Source organism: Streptomyces sp. NBC_01268 (genome assembly GCF_036240795.1).
Lineage (GTDB): Bacteria > Actinomycetota > Actinomycetes > Streptomycetales > Streptomycetaceae > Streptomyces.
On record NZ_CP108454.1, the window covers coordinates 1,772,842 to 1,789,208 of the forward strand.

Genomic DNA, 16,367 nt, shown 5'->3' on the forward strand with positions numbered 1-16,367 from the left:
CCCGCATCATGCGTGTCGCGGCGGTACCCACGAGCCTAGAGCGGCCTCGCGTGTACGGGGAGATCAGAAGCGGATCGGTGAGTGGAAAACGACGGCTGCGGACGTCCGGTTCCGGACACCCGCAGCCGGTGCGCGTTCCTACAGGTACTGACCGGTGTTCGCCACCGTGTCGATCGAGCGACCGGTGTCCGCGCCCTGCTTTCCGGTGACGAGGGTGCGGATGAAGACGATCCGCTCGCCCTTCTTTCCGGAGATCCGGGCCCAGTCGTCGGGGTTGGTGGTGTTGGGAAGGTCCTCGTTCTCCTTGAACTCGTCCACGCATGCCTGGAGGAGGTGGGAGACGCGAATGCCCTTCTGGTCGTGGTCGAGGAATGCCTTGATGGCCATCTTCTTGGCCCGGTCGACGATGTTCTGGATCATCGCTCCGGAGTTGAAGTCCTTGAAGTACAGGACTTCCTTGTCGCCATTGGCGTACGTGACCTCGAGGAAGCGGTTCTCCTCGCTTTCCGCGTACATCTGCTCGACCACGGACTGGATCATCGCGTGGGCGGCCGCCACCTTCGAGCCACTGTGCTCGGAGAGGTCGTCCGCGTGCAGCGGGAGGGTGGCGGTCAGGTACTTGGCGAAGATGTCCTTGGCCGCTTCCGCGTCCGGACGCTCGATCTTGATCTTCACGTCGAGCCGGCCGGGCCGCAGGATGGCGGGGTCGATCATGTCCTCGCGGTTGGAGGCGCCGATGACGATGACGTTCTCCAGGCCTTCCACACCGTCGATCTCGGCGAGCAGCTGGGGGACGATGGTGTTCTCCACGTCCGAGCTGACACCGGATCCGCGGGTGCGGAAGAGGGATTCCATCTCGTCGAAGAAGACGATGACGGGGGTGCCCTCGCTCGCCTTCTCCCGAGCACGCTGGAAGACGAGGCGGATGTGCCGCTCGGTCTCGCCGACGTACTTGTTGAGGAGCTCGGGGCCCTTGATGTTGAGGAAGTACGACTTCCCCGCGGGCTGGCCGGTCACCTCGGCGACCTTCTTGGCAAGGGAGTTGGCGACGGCCTTGGCGATGAGCGTCTTGCCGCAGCCGGGCGGGCCGTAGAGCAGGATGCCCTTCGGGGGCCGCAGTTCGTGCTCCTTGAAGAGGTCCGGGTAGAGGTACGGGAGCTCGACGGCGTCGCGGATCAGCTCGATCTGGTTGCCCAGGCCGCCGATCTTGTCGTAGTCGACGTCCGGGACCTCTTCGAGGACGAGCTCTTCGACCTCGCTCTTGGGGACCACCTCGTAGACGTAGCCCGACCTGGGTTCCAGGAGGAGGGCGTCGCCGGGACGGATGGTGATGTCGAGCAGCGGTTCGGCGAGCCGGACCACCCGCTCCTCGTCGGTGTGCCCGACGACCAGGGCCCGCTCGCCGTCCTCGAGGATCTCCTTGAGGGTGACGATGTCCCCGGCACGCTCGAATTCCATGGCCTCGACCACGTTGAGCGCCTCGTTGAGCATGACTTCCTGGCCCCGCCTGAGCTCCTCGAGCTCGACGCTGGGGCTGACGTTCACCCGGAGCTTGCGGCCCCCGGTGAAGATGTCGCACGTGCCGTCCTCGTTGGCCTGCAGGAAGACACCGAAGCCGGCCGGCGGCTGGGCGAGCCGGTCGACCTCCTCCTTGAGGGCCACGATCTGGTCGCGGGCCTCACGGAGCGTGTTGGCGAGCCGCTCGTTCTGCGCGGACACGCCGGCCAGGTTCGTCTGCAGCTCGACGATCCGCTCCTCGAGAATCCTCGTGTGTCGCGGAGAGTCGGCGAGCTTGCGGCGCAGGACGGCGATTTCCTGCTCGAGATAGGCAACCTGGCCGGCGGGGTCCTCAGACCCCCGCCCCGGCCGGATGCCGCGGTTGATGTCGTCGTCGTGGGCTGCCACGGTCCTCACCTCCTCCAAGGGGAGCTGGACGCTTCCTGACCCTACCTGGGTGGGTGATGATTGAAACCCCTAGATCAAAAAGACTCCGGGGTGTGTCCGATCTTCACCCTTGCGCTTCCCCTCACGCCAGGGGAATACCCACCGCCGGACAATGCAAAAGCGGTCGGTTGTATCGTCGTGGGTGGTCAACACCCGTCAGGCTTGACCGGACTTACTTGCGGCTCGCCCGCGCGACGCAGAAACGGCAGGAGATATGACCGTGCAGCACGAGGCCCCGGCCACGGCCGCCGACGAGGCGCTGGAGGTCTGGATCGACCAGGACCTGTGCACCGGGGACGGGATCTGCGCGCAGTACGCTCCCGAGGTCTTCGAGCTCGACATCGACGGGCTCGCTTATGTGAAGAGCGCGGACGACGAGCTGCTCCAGGCTCCGGGGGCGACGACCCCCGTTCCGCTGACGCTGCTGACCGACGTGGTGGACTCCGCGAAGGAGTGCCCGGGCGACTGCATCCACGTGCGGCGGGTCGCGGACGGCGTCGAGGTGTACGGCCCCGACGCCGAGTGACGGCTCCCTGAGGGCCCCTCGGGGCCCGGGAGGTCAGACCGCGCGCGGCTCGCTCCGGGCGGCGCGGACGAAGGCTCCGCCCTTCCAGCGCCAGGTCACCTGCTCGCTCTGGTCGGGGCAGCAGCTGGGGACGTCCGACGACGAGTAGCCGAGCAGCGTGGCGCGCACGGCTCCGTCCCGTACCGCGAGACCGCTCACGCTCTTCAGCTCCGAGGGCTCCACGAGGGTGGCCACGACGCGCGCGGCGGAGGCGCCGGCGCCCTTGCCGTGGGTGAGCACGTAGACGCCACTGGGCGGCGTTCCGGAGCCGGCTTCGCAGTGTACGACTGCGACGGTCTCGGGATTTCCGTCGCCGTCGAGGTCCCCGCTGGCACGCTGGGCGATCTTGCTGGGCCCTCCCCCGCACTGCAGCGGGTACCGAGCCGTGGCGGCGTCCGGAGCGGGCCTCGGCGCGGGGGCCGCGGTGGCTCCGGCGGCGCCGGGCTGGAGCAGGCCCGCGAGGGCGACGACTCCGGCCATCGCGGTCGCGGTGGCCAGCCAGTGCACCGGACGGGCGTGGGTGTGCGCGAGGTCCGGGACGGCGGAGGTCTGCACGCGAGAAGTCTCCTGTGAGGTGGCGCGGAAGGAGTTGCGGGCATCGTGCCACACGTCACAGGAGGGCGGAACAGGCGGGGTCGGCTGCCGCCCGGGCCCCGTCGACGCCCCGCGCGGGGAGCCGAACATGAAGGTGCCGCCGTCGACTTCCACGCCAGGAGGCGGGAAGTCGGCGGCGGCACGCCTGCGTTGTGGGGGCGTCAGCCCTTGTTGGGACCGTCGTAGTCCTCGCCGTACGCGCCCTTGGAGGGCCGACGGCGGCGCATCGGGGGCTCGACGCCGTCCGCCAGGCGGCGGGCGGTGACGAGGAAGCCGGTGTGGCCGATCATGCGGTGATCGGGGCGCACGGCCAGACCCTCGACGTGCCAGTTGCGGATCATGGACTCCCAGGGCTGCGGCTCGGCGTAGCAGCCGAACTCGCGGATGGACTCCACGGTGCGCGCGAGCTGCGTGGTGGTGGCCACGTAGCAGCAGAGGATGCCGCCGGGGACGAGCGCCTTGGAGACGGCCTCCAGGCACTCCCAGGGGGCGAGCATGTCGAGGATGACGCGGTCGACCTCGGTGTCGGACAGGTTGTCCTGGAGGTCGCCGACGGTCAGCTGCCACGCGGGGTGCGGACCGCCGAAGTAGCGCTCGACGTTGCCCTTGGCGATCTCGGCGAAGTCCTCGCGGCGCTCGTAGGAGTGCAGCATGCCGCTGTCACCGATGGCGCGCAGCAGGAAGGAGCTGAGCGAGCCGGAGCCCACACCGGCCTCGACGACACGCGCGCCGGGGAAGATGTCGGCGAAGGCCAGGATCTGCCCCGCGTCCTTGGGGTAGACCACGGCGGCGCCGCGGGGCATGGACAGGACGTAGTCGGGGAGCAGGGGGCGCAGCGCGAGGTAGGCGACGTTTCCCGTGGTACGGACAACACTGCCCTCGGGAGCACCGATCAGCTCGTCGTGGGGGAAAGAACCCTTGTGGGTGTGGAAGTTCTTCCCGGCCTCGAGCGTGAACGTGTAGTGGCGTCCCTTGGGGTCGGTGAGCTGGACCTGGTCCCCGACCTTGAAGGGCCCGCGACGGCGGGCGGCACCGGTCGGTTCGGACATGCGAACAGAGTACCGGGATTACGAGGAGGGTCGTGCCATGGCCTTGACGAAGGCCCGCTCCACGTCGGCCGTGGAGAGCACGCCGTAGATCTCGCCGCCGTCCTCGACGACCAGGTACTCGGTCGCGGGACTGGCCCGCAGGTGGTCCAGGAGGGGCTGGCCGGCGAGCTCGGCCGGGACCCTCATGCCCTCGGAGAGGTCCTGGGCGAGGGCGCTGACCGCGACCCAGGGGCGGCGGTGCTGGGGGACGCTCGCGATGGCGGTCTCGCGGACGATGCCGGTCGGGCCGCCGTGGCCGTCGACGACGACCAGGGCGCGGGCGCCGGCCTCGTTGGCGCGGCGCAGGGCCTCGGAGAGCGGGGTGGCGGACTCCACGGGGACGGCGCGCCGGGTGAGGGTGCGGGCGCGCAGCTCGGGGAGGTGTTCGCGGAGCCGGGCCATGCGCAGGCTGTTGCCGGCGCCGGTCCAGATGATCGCGGCGAGGATGGCGGCGAGCAGCGCGTCGGTGACGGTGGTGAAGCCGGAGATGTCCTCGGTGGAGTTGCCGAGCAGGCCGGTGCGGGTGAGCAGGGGCAGGCCGATGAGGACGGTGACGGCGAGGGCGCGCCCGATCCAGGCGGCGGCGACGGTGCCGGTCATGGCGTTGCCGGTGATCTTCCACACGACGGCGCGGAGCATCCGGCCGCCGTCGAGGGGCAGGCCGGGCAGCAGGTTGAAGACGGCGACGATCAGGTTGGAGATCATCAGGCCGCCGAGGAGGACGCCGGGGACGGTGCCGGGCTCGACGGCGTACAGGCTGAGGTAGAAGACCCCGGCGAGGACGAGGGAGAGCAGTGGGCCGACGAAGGCGAGGAGGAACTCGCGGCCGGGGGTCTCGGTCTCCTTCTCGATCTCGGAGACGCCGCCGAAGAACTGGAGCTGGATGCGCCGCACCGGCAGCTTGAAGCGGAGCGCGGCGAGGGTGTGGGCCAGCTCGTGCACGAGGACGGACGCGTAGAAGGCGATCGCGAAGAACAGCGAGACCAGGTAGCGCGCGGCGCCGAGCTCGGGCAGGACGCGTTCGATCTGGTCGCCGAAGACCCAGGTGATGAGGGCGGCGACCAGGAACCAGCTGGGCGCGACGTAGACCGGCACGCCGAAGGGCCGGCCCATGAGGATGCCGCCGCCCGGCTCCTCGGTCCGCTGCGGCTTGGACTCGTCCTGGTTCACGGGTTCCTTTCGTCGCCGAGCTGCATGGCCCGCGTCACTCGGTCACGGTTCGATCATGCAGTGCGACGGGGTCCTGAGTCGATGGTATTCCGCTCGCTGTCAGTGGCGGGTCGTAGGGTCTGGGTCATGAGTACGAGCGAGCAGCCGCCGACGGGGCCCCGGACGCCCACGTCGTTGTCGCCGTCGCGGGCGAGCGACTTCATGCAGTGTCCCCTGCTGTACCGGTTCCGGGTGATCGACCGGCTGCCGGAGAAGCCGAGCCCTGCGGCGACGCGCGGCACCCTGGTGCACGCGGTGCTGGAGCGTCTCTTCGACGCGCCGGCGGTGGAGCGGACCGCGCCGCGGGCGAAGGCGCTGATCCCCGGCCAGTGGGACCGGCTGCTCGGCTCGCGGCCCGAGCTGGGCGAGCTGTTCGCGCAGGACCCGGACGGCGAGCGGCTGGCGCAGTGGCTGACGGAGGCGGAGGCGCTGGTCGAGCGGTGGTTCACGCTGGAGGACCCGACGCGTCTGGAGCCGGCCGAGCGCGAGATGTTCGTGGAGACGGAGCTGGAGTCGGGGCTGCGGCTGCGCGGGGTGATCGACCGGATCGACGTGGCGCCGACGGGCGAGGTGCGGATCGTCGACTACAAGACCGGCAAGGCGCCGCGCCCGGAGTACAGCGAGGGCGCGCTGTTCCAGATGAAGTTCTACGCCCTGGTGATCTGGCGTCTGAAGGACGTGGTGCCGCGCCGACTGCAGCTGGTCTACCTGGGCAGCGGGGACGTGCTGACGTACGACCCGGTGGAGGCGGACCTGCTGCGGGTGGAGCGCAAGCTGCTCGCCCTGTGGGAGGCGATCCGGCTGGCGACGGAGTCGGGTGACTGGCGGCCCCGGCCGACGAAGCTGTGCGGCTGGTGCGACCACCAGGCGGTGTGCCCGGAGTTCGGGGGCACTCCCCCGGTGTATCCGCTGCCGGTGGTGCCCGCGCGGCCGGCCGAGTCGGGGACGTCCGACGAGGGCGGTCGGGCCGAGGAGGACGGTCAGGGCAGAATGGGTGCGGTCCAGCCCGCCCCGTGAAGGAGTTTCCCGTGGCCATCCGCGTCCTACTGGTCGACGACCAGCCCCTGCTGCGCACCGGTTTCCGGATGATCCTGGAGGCCGAGCAGGACATCGCGGTGGTGGGCGAGGCCGGTGACGGTCTCCAGGCGCAGGACCAGGTGCGGGCGCTGCAGCCCGACGTGGTGCTGATGGACATCCGGATGCCCCGGATGGACGGCGTGGAGGCGACCCGGCAGATCACCGGCCCGGGCCGGGACGGTCCGGCGAAGGTGCTGGTGCTGACCACCTTCGACCTCGACGAGTACGTGGTGGAGGCGCTGAAGGCGGGAGCCAGCGGCTTCCTCCTGAAGGACGCCCCGGCGACGGAGCTCGTGCAGGCGATCCGGGTGGTCGCGGCGGGCGAGGCGATGCTGGCCCCGTCGATCACGCGCCGGCTCCTCGACAAGTACTCGGCGCATCTGCCCTCGGGCGAGGAGCAGGTCCCGGACACGCTGAGCACGCTGACCGACCGTGAGGTCGAGGTCCTGAAGCTGGTGGCGCGCGGTCTGTCGAACGCGGAGATCGCGGCGGACCTGTTCGTCAGCGAGACGACCGTCAAGACCCACGTGGGCCATGTGCTGACCAAGCTGGGCCTGCGCGACCGGGTGCAGGCGGCGGTGTACGCGTACGAGAGCGGTCTGGTGCGCCCCGGGGCGCAGTGACGGCCCGCGGAGCACGACGAGGGGCCCGGCACGCGTCGCGCGTGCCGGGCCCCTCGTCGTACGGGTGACGGCGTCAGCTCTTCTTGATCTCCCAGAAGCGGAAGACGGTGGACGCGTCCAGGGTCCACTCCAGGCCGGTGACGTTGTCGCGGGCGACGGCGTACTGCTTGCCCTGCCAGAGCGGGAGCAGCGGCAGCTCGTCGGCGACGATGTCCTGCAGCTTGCCGAAGTCCTGGCCGGTGGCGGAGCGGTCCGCGGCGGCGGCGGTCTTCGGGATGAGGCCGCCGGTGATGGTGGCGTTCTCGTACCGGTTGCCGAGGACGTTGCCCTCGCCGAAGAACGGCGCGGTGAAGTTGTCGGCGTCGGGGTAGTCGGGGACCCAGCCCTTGACGTAGACGCCGTACTTGCCGGCGGCGATGTCCTTCTCGTACTGCTCGTACTCGACGGACTTGACGTCGGCGTCGAAGAGGCCGCTCTCGTTGAGCTGCCCGGCTATCGCCTTGAGCTCCTGGTCGGTGGCCGGGCCGAAGCGGCTGGGGGTGGACCAGAGGGTGAGCTTGACCTTGGCGGTGATGCCGGCCGAGCGCAGGGCCTTCTTGGCCTTCGCCGGGTCGGGGCTGCCGTAGGTGTCGAAGAAGGCCGTGTTGTGGCCCGCGATGCCCGCCGGGACGATCGAGTAGAGCGGCGTGGCGGTCGACTTGTAGACGTCCTGGACGAGCGCGTCGCGGTCGACGAGGTGGGCGATGGCCTTGCGGACGCCCAGCTTGCCGACGACCGGGTCCTTGACGTTGAAGACCAGGTGCTGGACCTCGGCGCTGCTGCCCTGGACGATCTCGATGCCCTTGTCGGCCGTGGTCTCGGAGGCTTCGAGGGCGGCGATGTCGTCGGCGGCGAGGCCTCGGTAGGCGACGTCGATCTCGTTGTCGGTGAGCGCCTTGGACAGGGCCGTGCGGTCGCCGCGGAACAGCTTGAGGGTGACGCCGTCGTTCTTGGCCTTGGCGTTGCCGTGGTAGCCGGGGTTGACCGAGAAGACGGCCTCGGTGTCGCTGATCGAGTCCAGCTTGTACGGGCCGGAGCCGATCGCCTTGCCGTCGGTCCGCAGCGAGCCGTCGGCGTACTCGCGGTGGTCGACGATGGAGCCGGCGCCGGAGGCGATCTTGCTCGGGAAGGTGGCGTCGGGGACCTTCAGCTTGAAGACGACGGTCCGCGCGTCGGGGGTCTCGATCGTGTCGATGGTCGAGAGCAGCGGCGCGGGGCCGGAGGGGTCGTCGATCTTCAGGGCGCGCTCGAAGGAGAACTTGACGTCCTCGGAGGTGAGCGGGTTCCCGTTGGAGAACTTGAGGCCCTCGCGGAGGGTGCAGGTGTAGACCCTGCTGCCGGCCGCGAAGCCGCACTTGTCGGCGGCCTCGGGCTCGGGCTCGGAGCCGCCCTTCGGGAAGGCGAGCAGGGACTGGAAGACGTTGTTGAACAGCAGCCAGGAGCCGGGGTCGTAACCGGCGGCGGGGTCGGTCGCCAGGATCTCGTCCGACATGCCGACGCGGACCGAGTCACCGGAGCCGCCGGCGCCGCCGCCCTGCTCGGTTCCGCAGCCGCTGAGCAGCGCGGCCGCGAGACCCGCGGCGAGCGGGGCCGTCAGCCACTTGTTGTGTGCCTTCACAGAACTTGCCTCTTGATCTCTTGCCAGGCCGGCCGCGCAACGGCTGCGCGGCCGGTACAACGAAGGGGTCAGGCGGTGCCGCGGCCGAGCTCCCACAGGAGGAGGTCGGAGGAGGTGTTCAGCGCCCACTCGACGCCGGTGACGTCGTCGCGCGCGGCGACGTACTGCTTGCCCTGCCACAGGGGCAGGACGGGGACGTCCTTGGCGACGATCTTCTGGATCTGCTCGAAGACGGGGGCCGCGGCGGTGCGGTCGGCCTGTCGGCGCGACTGCGGGATCAGCCGGTCACGGACGGACTGGTTGACGTAGGGGGTGTTGAGGAAGTTGTCGCTGTCGAGGAACGGAGCGATGTAGTTGTCCGGGTCCGGGTAGTCCGGGAACCAGCCGAGTCCGTAGACGGCGTAGTCGCCGCGCTTCTGGGCCGGGCGGAACTTGGACCACTCGGTGCCCTGGATCCGGGAGTCGAAGAGGTGCGTGGCGTTGAGCTGGCCGCGCAGGGCCTCGAACTCCTTGGCCGTCTCGGCGCCGTAGTGGTCGGTGGTGTAGTGCAGGGTCACCTTGACCGGCGTCTTGACGCCCGCGTCGCGCAGGATCTTGGCGGCCTTGGCGGTGTCCGGCTCGCCGTAGGTGTCGATGAACGAGGTGGCGTGGCCGGTGATGCTGGAGGGGATCAGCGAGTACAGCGGCTGGGCCGTGGGGCCGTAGACCTCGTTGACCAGGGCGCCGCGGTCGATGACGGAGGCCATGGCCTGTCGTACGGCCTTGTCCTCGACCGAGGGGGCCTTGGTGTTGAAGGCGAGGTAGCGGATCTCCAGACCGGGGACCTCGGTGAGCTCGATGCCGTCCTTGGGCTTCTCGGTCAGGTCCTTGATCTGCGGCTGCGACATGGTGCGGGCCATCATGTCGATCTCGTCCTTCTCCAGCGCCGTGTCCATGCTGGAGGCGTCGGAGAAGGGGCGCAGCTCGACCCGGTCGTTGCGCAGCGTGATGTCGCCCTTGTAGGCGGCGTTCTTGGTGAAGACGAACTTCGTCACCTTGTCGCCGTCGCGCTCGGTCTTCATCGTGTACGGGCCGGAGCCGTCGACGTCGAAGCCCGCGCGCAGCTGCTTGCCGTCGTACTTGTCCTTGCTGAGGATGCCGGCGACGGGGGTGGACAGCTTGTACGGGAAGGTCGCGTCGGGCGTCCTCAGGTGGAAGACCACCTCGCGGTCGCCCTTGGTCTCGACGGTGTCGATGTTGGCCAGGAGCGCGGCGGTGCCGTTGTCCGACTTGATGGCGAGCACGCGCTCGATGGAGAACTTGACGTCCTCGGCGGTGATCGCGGTGCCGTCGGCGAAGGTGAGGCCCTCGCGCAGCTTGCAGCGGAAGCTCTCGCTCTGCTTGTCGGAGAAACCGCAGCTCTCGGCGGCCTCGGGGACCGGCTGGCCGCTGCCGCGCGGGACGTGCATGAGGGTCTGCACGGTCTGGCGCAGGACGTTCCAGGCACCGGTGTCGTAGGCGAACGCCGGGTCGAGCGGGGCGGGGGCGTCCTCGGTCGCGACGAACTGGTCCGTGGTGCCCACGACGATCGCTCTGCTCTTGTCCCCTCCACCACAGGCGGCGAGCAGGGGGGTGAGCAGTGCGGCCACGACCGGCAGCACCAGGGTCTTGCGGTTCATCTGGGACGTTCTCCTCATCCGGCCCCGGGTGACGGCCGGCACTGGGTACAGCGGCATCGTTCACTCCGCCGGGCCGCCCGGTCGGGGCGGGGCGATCGGGCCGGGATGGGGTGCGATCGGTCCTGCGTGCGCGGCGAATTGGGTGAGCGCCGGGGCACGCGGAGGGTGCGGCGGAGTACTCGCGAAAGATTAGTGGGCCGAGCCGCCGCCGAAGGACGTCGGGGGGCCGCGCGATCACCGCACAGTGATCATGAATGCGATGGCATCGATAATCATGCGTCGGCATGATTCGTGCGTCATCGATCGAAACGGGACACATGGGCACGGGTGAATCGACATGTTCCGGACACACCCTGCCCGAGAATCGCCCCTCGTCCGGCACTCTGCGTGACCAAGGTCACGCAGGGCCCTTTTCGGACATTGAACCTCAAACAAAGCTCAGATCCGGCCCCCGGGGCCGGTCTCCGAGGAGCCTCAGGAAGCGACCGGGGAGGCGATCAGCGTCCGGAGGAACGGCACGTCGACCTCCTCCAGCGAACGCACCACGACCCGGCCCGCGGAGGGCGCGATCGGGGCGACCGAGGGCACCGCGACGACCCGGCAGCCCGCCGCCTCGGCCGCCGCGACACCGGTCGCCGTGTCCTCGATGACGGCGCACAGCGCCGGATCGGCGCCCACGCCGACGGCGGCGGTCAGATAGGGCTCGGGGTGCGGCTTGGTACGGCTCACCTCGTCGCCCGCGACCGTCAGCGCGAAGTGGTCGCGCCCCAGGGAGTGGAGCACCCGGTCGATGATCCTGCGGTGCGAGGCCGACACCAGAGCGGCCGGAATGTTGTGCCGGACCAGCTCGGCGAGCAGCCGCTCGGCGCCCGGCATCAACGGCACGCCGCGGCCGATGCGCTGCTCGAACTTCTCGTTGAGCAGCACGGTGAGCTCGTCCAGGGTGATGTCGGCGCCGGTCGCCTCGATGAGGTAGCCCGCGCTGCGGGTCATCGGGCCGCCGACGACGATCTCCTTCCAGGCGACGTCGAGCCGGTGCCCGAGGTCCGCGAAGACCTCCACCTCCGCGTCCCACCAGAAGCCCTCGGTGTCCACCAGGGTGCCGTCCATGTCGAGGAAGACCGCCTGCAGGGCGGAGCTGCCGTTGGCACGGAACAAGGACGCGGGGACCGTACTGGTCACGGCACACCTCCATCAAGGGACGAGAAGGCCGGCCGCCCACCCCGGTACGGGGGTAGGGCGACCGGCCTCTGCACTGGACCGACCAGTGTACGTCTCACTCACTCACGGCGCAGGTATTTACCCGCGTACCGGTTACCGAGCGTTGAAGTACGTCGCCTCGGGGTGATGGATGACGATCGCGTCCGTGGACTGCTCCGGGTGGAGCTGGAACTCCTCGGACAGGTGCACGCCGATCCGCTCCGGCTCCAGGAGCTCGGCGATCTTCGCGCGGTCCTCCAGGTCCGGGCAGGCGCCGTAGCCCAGCGAGAAGCGGGCGCCGCGGTACTTGAGGGCGAACATGTCCTCGACGGCCGACGGGTCCTCGCCGGCGAAGCCGAGCTCGGCGCGCACCCGGGCGTGCCAGTACTCGGCCAGCGCCTCGGCCAGCTGCACGGAGAGGCCGTGCAGCTCCAGGTAGTCGCGGTAGGAGTCGGACGCGAACAGCTTGGCCGTGGCCTCGCCGATCTTGGAGCCGACGGTGACGACCTGGAGGCCGACGACGTCGGTCTCGCCGGACTCCTCCGGGCGGAAGTAGTCCGCGAGGCACAGGCGCCGGCCGCGCCGCTGGCGCGGGAAGGTGAAGCGGGTGCGCTCGTTGCCGGCGTCGTCGAGGATGATCAGGTCGTCGCCCTTGGAGACGCAGGGGAAGTAGCCGTGCACGACGGCGGCCTCCAGCAGGTTCTCCGTGTGCAGGCGGTCCAGCCAGCCGCGCAGCCGCGGGCGGCCCTCGCTCTCCACCAGCTCCTCGTACGAGGGGCCGTCACCGGCCCGGTTCTGCTTCAGGCCCCACTGGCCCTTGAAGAGCGCGCCCTCGTCGAGCCAGCTCGCGTACTCCTTGAGCTGGATGCCCTTGACGACCCGGGTGCCCCAGAACGGCGGGGTCGGCACCGGGTTGTCGACGGCGACGTCCGAGCGGCCGCCGGGCTCCGGCTCGTCCACCTGGAGGGCGGCGGCGCCCTTGGCGACCCGGCGCTGCTTGAGCTCGGGCAGGGTCGCGCCGGGCACACCGCGCTTGACCGCGATGAGGGCGTCCATCAGGCGCAGGCCCTCGAAGGCGTCGCGGGCGTAGCGGACCTCGCCCTGGTAGACCTCGTGCAGGTCCTGCTCGACGTACGCCCGGGTGAGGGCCGCGCCGCCGAGGATCACCGGGTACTTGGCCGCCAGCTCGCGCTGGTTCAGCTCCTCCAGGTTCTCCTTCATGATCACGGTGGACTTGACCAGGAGGCCGGACATGCCGATGACGTCGGCGCGGTGTTCTTCGGCGGCCTCCAGGATCGCGGAGACCGGCTGCTTGATGCCGATGTTGACGACGTTGTAGCCGTTGTTGGAGAGGATGATGTCGACGAGGTTCTTGCCGATGTCGTGGACGTCGCCGCGCACGGTGGCGAGCACGATCGTGCCCTTCCCGTCGGCGTCCGTCTTCTCCATGTGCGGCTCCAGGTAGGCCACCGCGATCTTCATGACCTCGGCCGACTGGAGCACGAACGGCAGCTGCATCTGGCCGGAGCCGAACAGCTCGCCGACCGTCTTCATGCCGTCCAGGAGGATGTCGTTGACGATCTCCAGGGCCGGACGCTCCGCGAGCGCCGCGTCGAGGTCGGCCTCCAGGCCGTTCTTCTCGCCGTCGATGATGCGGCGCTTGAGGCGCTCCTCCAGCGGCAGCGCGAGCAGCTCCTCGGTCTTGCCGGCCTTGAGGGACTTGGTGGTGGCGCCCTCGAACAGCGCCATCAGCTTCTGCAGCGGGTCGTAGCCCTCGGCGCGCCGGTCGTAGATCAGGTCGAGCGCGGTGGTGACCTGCTCCTCGTCGAAACGGGCGATCGGCAGGATCTTCGAGGCGTGGACGATCGCCGAGTCGAGGCCGGCCTTGACGCACTCGTCGAGGAAGACCGAGTTCAGCAGGATGCGCGCGGCCGGGTTGAGGCCGAAGGAGATGTTGGACAGGCCGAGCGTGGTCTGCACGTCAGGGTGGCGCCGCTTCAGCTCGCGGATCGCCTCGATCGTCGCGATGCCGTCCTTGCGGGACTCCTCCTGACCGGTGCAGATGGTGAAGGTCAGGGTGTCGATGAGGATGTCCGACTCGAGGATGCCCCAGTTGCCGGTGAGGTCGTCGATCAGCCGCTCGGCGATGGCGACCTTGTGCTCGACGGTGCGGGCCTGGCCCTCCTCGTCGATGGTGAGGGCGATCAGCGCGGCACCGTGCTCCTGGGCCAGTCGGGTGACCTTGGCGAAGCGGGACTCGGGCCCGTCGCCGTCCTCGTAGTTGACCGAGTTGATGACGGCGCGGCCGCCCAGCTTCTCCAGGCCGGCCCGGATGACCTCGACCTCGGTGGAGTCCAGGACGATCGGCAGGGTGGAGGCCGTGGCGAAGCGCCCGGCCAGCTCCTCCATGTCGGCGACGCCGTCGCGGCCCACGTAGTCCACGCAGAGGTCGAGCATGTGCGCGCCCTCGCGGATCTGGTCGCGGGCCATCTCCACGCAGTCGTCCCAGCGGCCCTCCAGCATGGCCTCGCGGAACTTCTTGGAGCCGTTGGCGTTGGTGCGCTCGCCGATCGCCATGTACGAGGTGTCCTGGCGGAACGGGACGGTCTGGTACAGCGAGGCGGCGCCCGGCTCGGGCTGCGGCCGGCGGACCGGCGGCGTGAGGCCGCGGACCCGGTCGACGACCTGGCGCAGGTGCTCGGGGGTGGTGCCGCAGCAGCCGCCGACCAGGCTGAGGCCGTACTCGCCGACGAAGGTCTCGTGGGCGTCGGCCAGCTCCTCGGCCGAGAGCGGGTAGTAGGCGCCGTCCTTGGTCAGGACGGGCAGGCCGGCGTTGGGCATGCAGGAGAGGGCGATGCCGGAGTGCCGGGCGAGGTAGCGCAGGTGCTCGCTCATCTCGGCGGGGCCGGTGGCGCAGTTCATGCCGATCATGTCGATGCCGAGCGGCTCCAGCGCGGTGAGCGCCGCGCCGATCTCGGAGCCGAGCAGCATGGTGCCCGTGGTCTCGACGGTGACCGAGGTGATCAGCGGGACCCTGTAGCCGGCGACGTCCATCGCGCGGTGGGCGGCGATGATCGCGGCCTTGGTCTGCAGGAGGTCCTGGGTGGTCTCGACGAGCAGGGCGTCGGCGCCGCCCGCGAGGAGGCCCTCGGCGTTCTGCTGGTAGGCGTCGCGGATGGTCGCGTAGTCGACGTGACCCAGGGTGGGCAGCTTGGTGCCGGGGCCCATGGAGCCGAGCACCCAGCGCTGCTGCCCGGTGCTCTCGGTGTAGGCGTCAGCCGCCTCGCGGGCGATCCGGGCGCCTGCCTCGGAGAGCTCCTGGATGCGGTGGGCGATGTCGTACTCGCCGAGCGCGGAGAAGTTGCAGTTGAAGGTGTTGGTGCCGACGCAGTCGGTGCCGACCGCCAGATAGGCGTCGTGGACCGAACGGACGATGTCCGGGCGGGAGACGTTCAGGATCTCGTTACAGCCCTCGAGCTGCTGGAAGTCCTCGAGGGAGGGGTCCTGGGCCTGGAGCATGGTGCCCATCGCGCCGTCGGAGACGACGACCCGGGAGGCGAAGGCCTCGCGGAGGGCGTCGGCCCGCTGGGCGGCGGTCGCGGCTGCGGCGGAAGGGGTCGGCGACGAGGCCATGGATGAAGCTCCCTCAGATGCGACGGCTGTCGGCTTTGCACTCCCGGTGGAGAGCGCACGGGCCCAGACTAACCGTGCGGACGCCGGGGTGGACATCGGGTTTCACAAGGTGGACTGCATCCTTTGTTCGGGGACTCCCGGTCGGACCCGTCCGTGCACGACACTGTTCATGTGACACAAGGTCGGCATCGACCGATAGTGTTCAGCATTGTCGAACAGCATGTGAGGAGAAGGGCCGGGCGATGGCGAAGAACATCCAGTCGCTTGAACGGGCGGCGGCGATGCTGCGACTGCTCGCGGGCGGCGAGCGCCGGCTCGGCCTGTCCGACATCGCCTCCTCCCTCGGGCTGGCCAAGGGGACGGCGCACGGCATCCTGCGCACCCTCCAGGCCGAGGGCTTCGTGGAGCAGGACCCCGCCTCGGGGCGCTACCAGCTGGGCGCCGAGCTGCTGCGGCTCGGCAACAGCTATCTGGACGTGCACGAGCTGCGCGCGCGGGCCCTCGTCTGGACGGACGACCTGGCCCGCTCCAGCGGCGAGAGCGTCCATCTGGGCGTGCTGCACCAGCAGGGCGTCCTGATCGTGCACCACGTCTTCCGACCGGACGACAGCCGCCAGGTCCTGGAGGTGGGGGCCATGCAGCCGCTGCACTCCACGGCCCTGGGCAAGGTGCTGTCGGCGTACGACCCGGTGGCGCACAGCGAGGTCGTGGAGGTCGCCCGGGAGCCGTTCACGCCCCGTACGGTCACCGGCCTGGCGGACTTCGAGTCGCTGCTCGACCTGACCCGGGCGCGCGGCTGGGCGGCGGACGTGGAGGAGACCTGGGAGGGGGTGGCCTCGGTGGCGGCGCCGATCCACGACCGGCGCCGGATGCCGGTGGGTGCGGTGGCCATCACGGGCGCCGTGGAGCGGGTGTGCGCCGAGGGCGAGCTGCGCTCCGAACTGATCGCGGCGGTACGGGACTGCGCGCGGGCGGTCTCCCGGGACCTCGGGGCGGGCCGCTTCTGAGCCTGGGCCGCACAGCGTACGAACACGACTGAACCCGTCGGTAACGATCGCGTTATCGGCGGGTTTTTCGCGCCCGCAACCCTTGACGCGCTGTTAACCGTGGCGCAAAACT

12 protein-coding genes are annotated in these 16,367 nt (G+C 69.9%); 4 read left to right on the forward strand and 8 right to left on the reverse strand.

Annotation, left to right across the window (positions count from 1 at the left end; genetic code table 11):
- Positions 1 to 138: 138 nt before the first annotated feature.
- Complete coding sequence (gene arc / locus OG309_RS07640; protein ID WP_329419197.1) at positions 139 to 1,905, reverse strand: proteasome ATPase; 1,767 nt, start codon at positions 1,903 to 1,905, stop codon at positions 139 to 141.
- Between the two features lie 253 nt (positions 1,906 to 2,158).
- Here arc and OG309_RS07645 point away from each other — a divergent pair, with 253 nt between their 5' ends.
- The gene (locus OG309_RS07645) at positions 2,159 to 2,470 is read left to right on the forward strand and encodes a ferredoxin (RefSeq protein WP_329419198.1); all 312 of its coding nucleotides are present in this window, start codon (positions 2,159 to 2,161) and stop codon (positions 2,468 to 2,470) included.
- A gap of 33 nt (positions 2,471 to 2,503) precedes the next feature.
- Here the strand turns inward: OG309_RS07645 and OG309_RS07650 are convergent, their stop codons facing one another.
- The 3 genes from OG309_RS07650 to OG309_RS07660 all read right to left on the reverse strand — a co-directional run bounded on the left by OG309_RS07650 (position 2,504) and on the right by OG309_RS07660 (position 5,304).
- Entirely contained in the window at positions 2,504 to 3,064 is a 561-nt protein-coding gene (locus OG309_RS07650; protein WP_329419200.1) for a hypothetical protein, read from the reverse strand.
- 200 nt (positions 3,065 to 3,264) lie between these two features.
- The gene (locus tag OG309_RS07655; protein ID WP_329419202.1) at positions 3,265 to 4,152 is read right to left on the reverse strand and encodes a tRNA (adenine-N1)-methyltransferase; all 888 of its coding nucleotides are present in this window, start codon (positions 4,150 to 4,152) and stop codon (positions 3,265 to 3,267) included.
- Between the two features lie 18 nt (positions 4,153 to 4,170).
- On the reverse strand, positions 4,171 to 5,304 hold the full coding sequence (locus OG309_RS07660; RefSeq protein WP_329428205.1) for a site-2 protease family protein: 1,134 nt from the start codon (positions 5,302 to 5,304) through the stop codon (positions 4,171 to 4,173).
- A gap of 183 nt (positions 5,305 to 5,487) precedes the next feature.
- Here OG309_RS07660 and OG309_RS07665 point away from each other — a divergent pair, with 183 nt between their 5' ends.
- Both OG309_RS07665 and OG309_RS07670 read left to right on the forward strand, forming a co-directional pair.
- Entirely contained in the window at positions 5,488 to 6,417 is a 930-nt protein-coding gene (locus OG309_RS07665; protein ID WP_329419203.1) for a RecB family exonuclease, read from the forward strand.
- Positions 6,418 to 6,428: 11 nt separating this feature from the next.
- Positions 6,429 to 7,100: a response regulator transcription factor gene (locus tag OG309_RS07670; RefSeq protein ID WP_329419205.1), complete on the forward strand. Its 672-nt coding sequence runs from the start codon at positions 6,429 to 6,431 to the stop codon at positions 7,098 to 7,100.
- A gap of 73 nt (positions 7,101 to 7,173) precedes the next feature.
- Here OG309_RS07670 and OG309_RS07675 read toward each other — a convergent pair whose 3' ends face one another.
- From OG309_RS07675 to metH, 4 genes are all read right to left on the reverse strand, one after another.
- Entirely contained in the window at positions 7,174 to 8,757 is a 1,584-nt protein-coding gene (locus tag OG309_RS07675) for an ABC transporter substrate-binding protein (protein ID WP_329419207.1), read from the reverse strand.
- Between the two features lie 68 nt (positions 8,758 to 8,825).
- Entirely contained in the window at positions 8,826 to 10,415 is a 1,590-nt protein-coding gene (locus OG309_RS07680; RefSeq protein ID WP_329419208.1) for an ABC transporter substrate-binding protein, read from the reverse strand.
- Between the two features lie 474 nt (positions 10,416 to 10,889).
- Entirely contained in the window at positions 10,890 to 11,597 is a 708-nt protein-coding gene (locus OG309_RS07685; RefSeq protein ID WP_329419210.1) for an HAD family hydrolase, read from the reverse strand.
- A 132-nt stretch (positions 11,598 to 11,729) separates the two neighbouring features.
- Positions 11,730 to 15,248: a methionine synthase gene (gene metH, locus OG309_RS07690; RefSeq protein ID WP_329419212.1), complete on the reverse strand. Its 3,519-nt coding sequence runs from the start codon at positions 15,246 to 15,248 to the stop codon at positions 11,730 to 11,732.
- Between the two features lie 242 nt (positions 15,249 to 15,490).
- Here metH and OG309_RS07695 point away from each other — a divergent pair, with 242 nt between their 5' ends.
- On the forward strand, positions 15,491 to 16,255 hold the full coding sequence (locus tag OG309_RS07695; RefSeq protein WP_329419214.1) for an IclR family transcriptional regulator: 765 nt from the start codon (positions 15,491 to 15,493) through the stop codon (positions 16,253 to 16,255).
- The last annotated feature ends 112 nt before the right edge of the window (positions 16,256 to 16,367 follow it).

Coding starts and splice junctions, on each gene's coding strand:
- OG309_RS07665 (WP_329419203.1), top strand. CDS start 5,488: ATGAGTACGAGCGAGCAGCCGCCGACGGGGCCCCGGACGCCCACGTCG.
- metH (WP_329419212.1), bottom strand. CDS start 15,248: ATGGCCTCGTCGCCGACCCCTTCCGCCGCAGCCGCGACCGCCGCCCAG.
- OG309_RS07645 (WP_329419198.1), top strand. CDS start 2,159: ATGACCGTGCAGCACGAGGCCCCGGCCACGGCCGCCGACGAGGCGCTG.
- OG309_RS07680 (WP_329419208.1), bottom strand. CDS start 10,415: ATGAACCGCAAGACCCTGGTGCTGCCGGTCGTGGCCGCACTGCTCACC.
- OG309_RS07655 (WP_329419202.1), bottom strand. CDS start 4,152: ATGTCCGAACCGACCGGTGCCGCCCGCCGTCGCGGGCCCTTCAAGGTC.
- OG309_RS07695 (WP_329419214.1), top strand. CDS start 15,491: ATGGCGAAGAACATCCAGTCGCTTGAACGGGCGGCGGCGATGCTGCGA.
- OG309_RS07660 (WP_329428205.1), bottom strand. CDS start 5,304: ATGGGCCGGCCCTTCGGCGTGCCGGTCTACGTCGCGCCCAGCTGGTTC.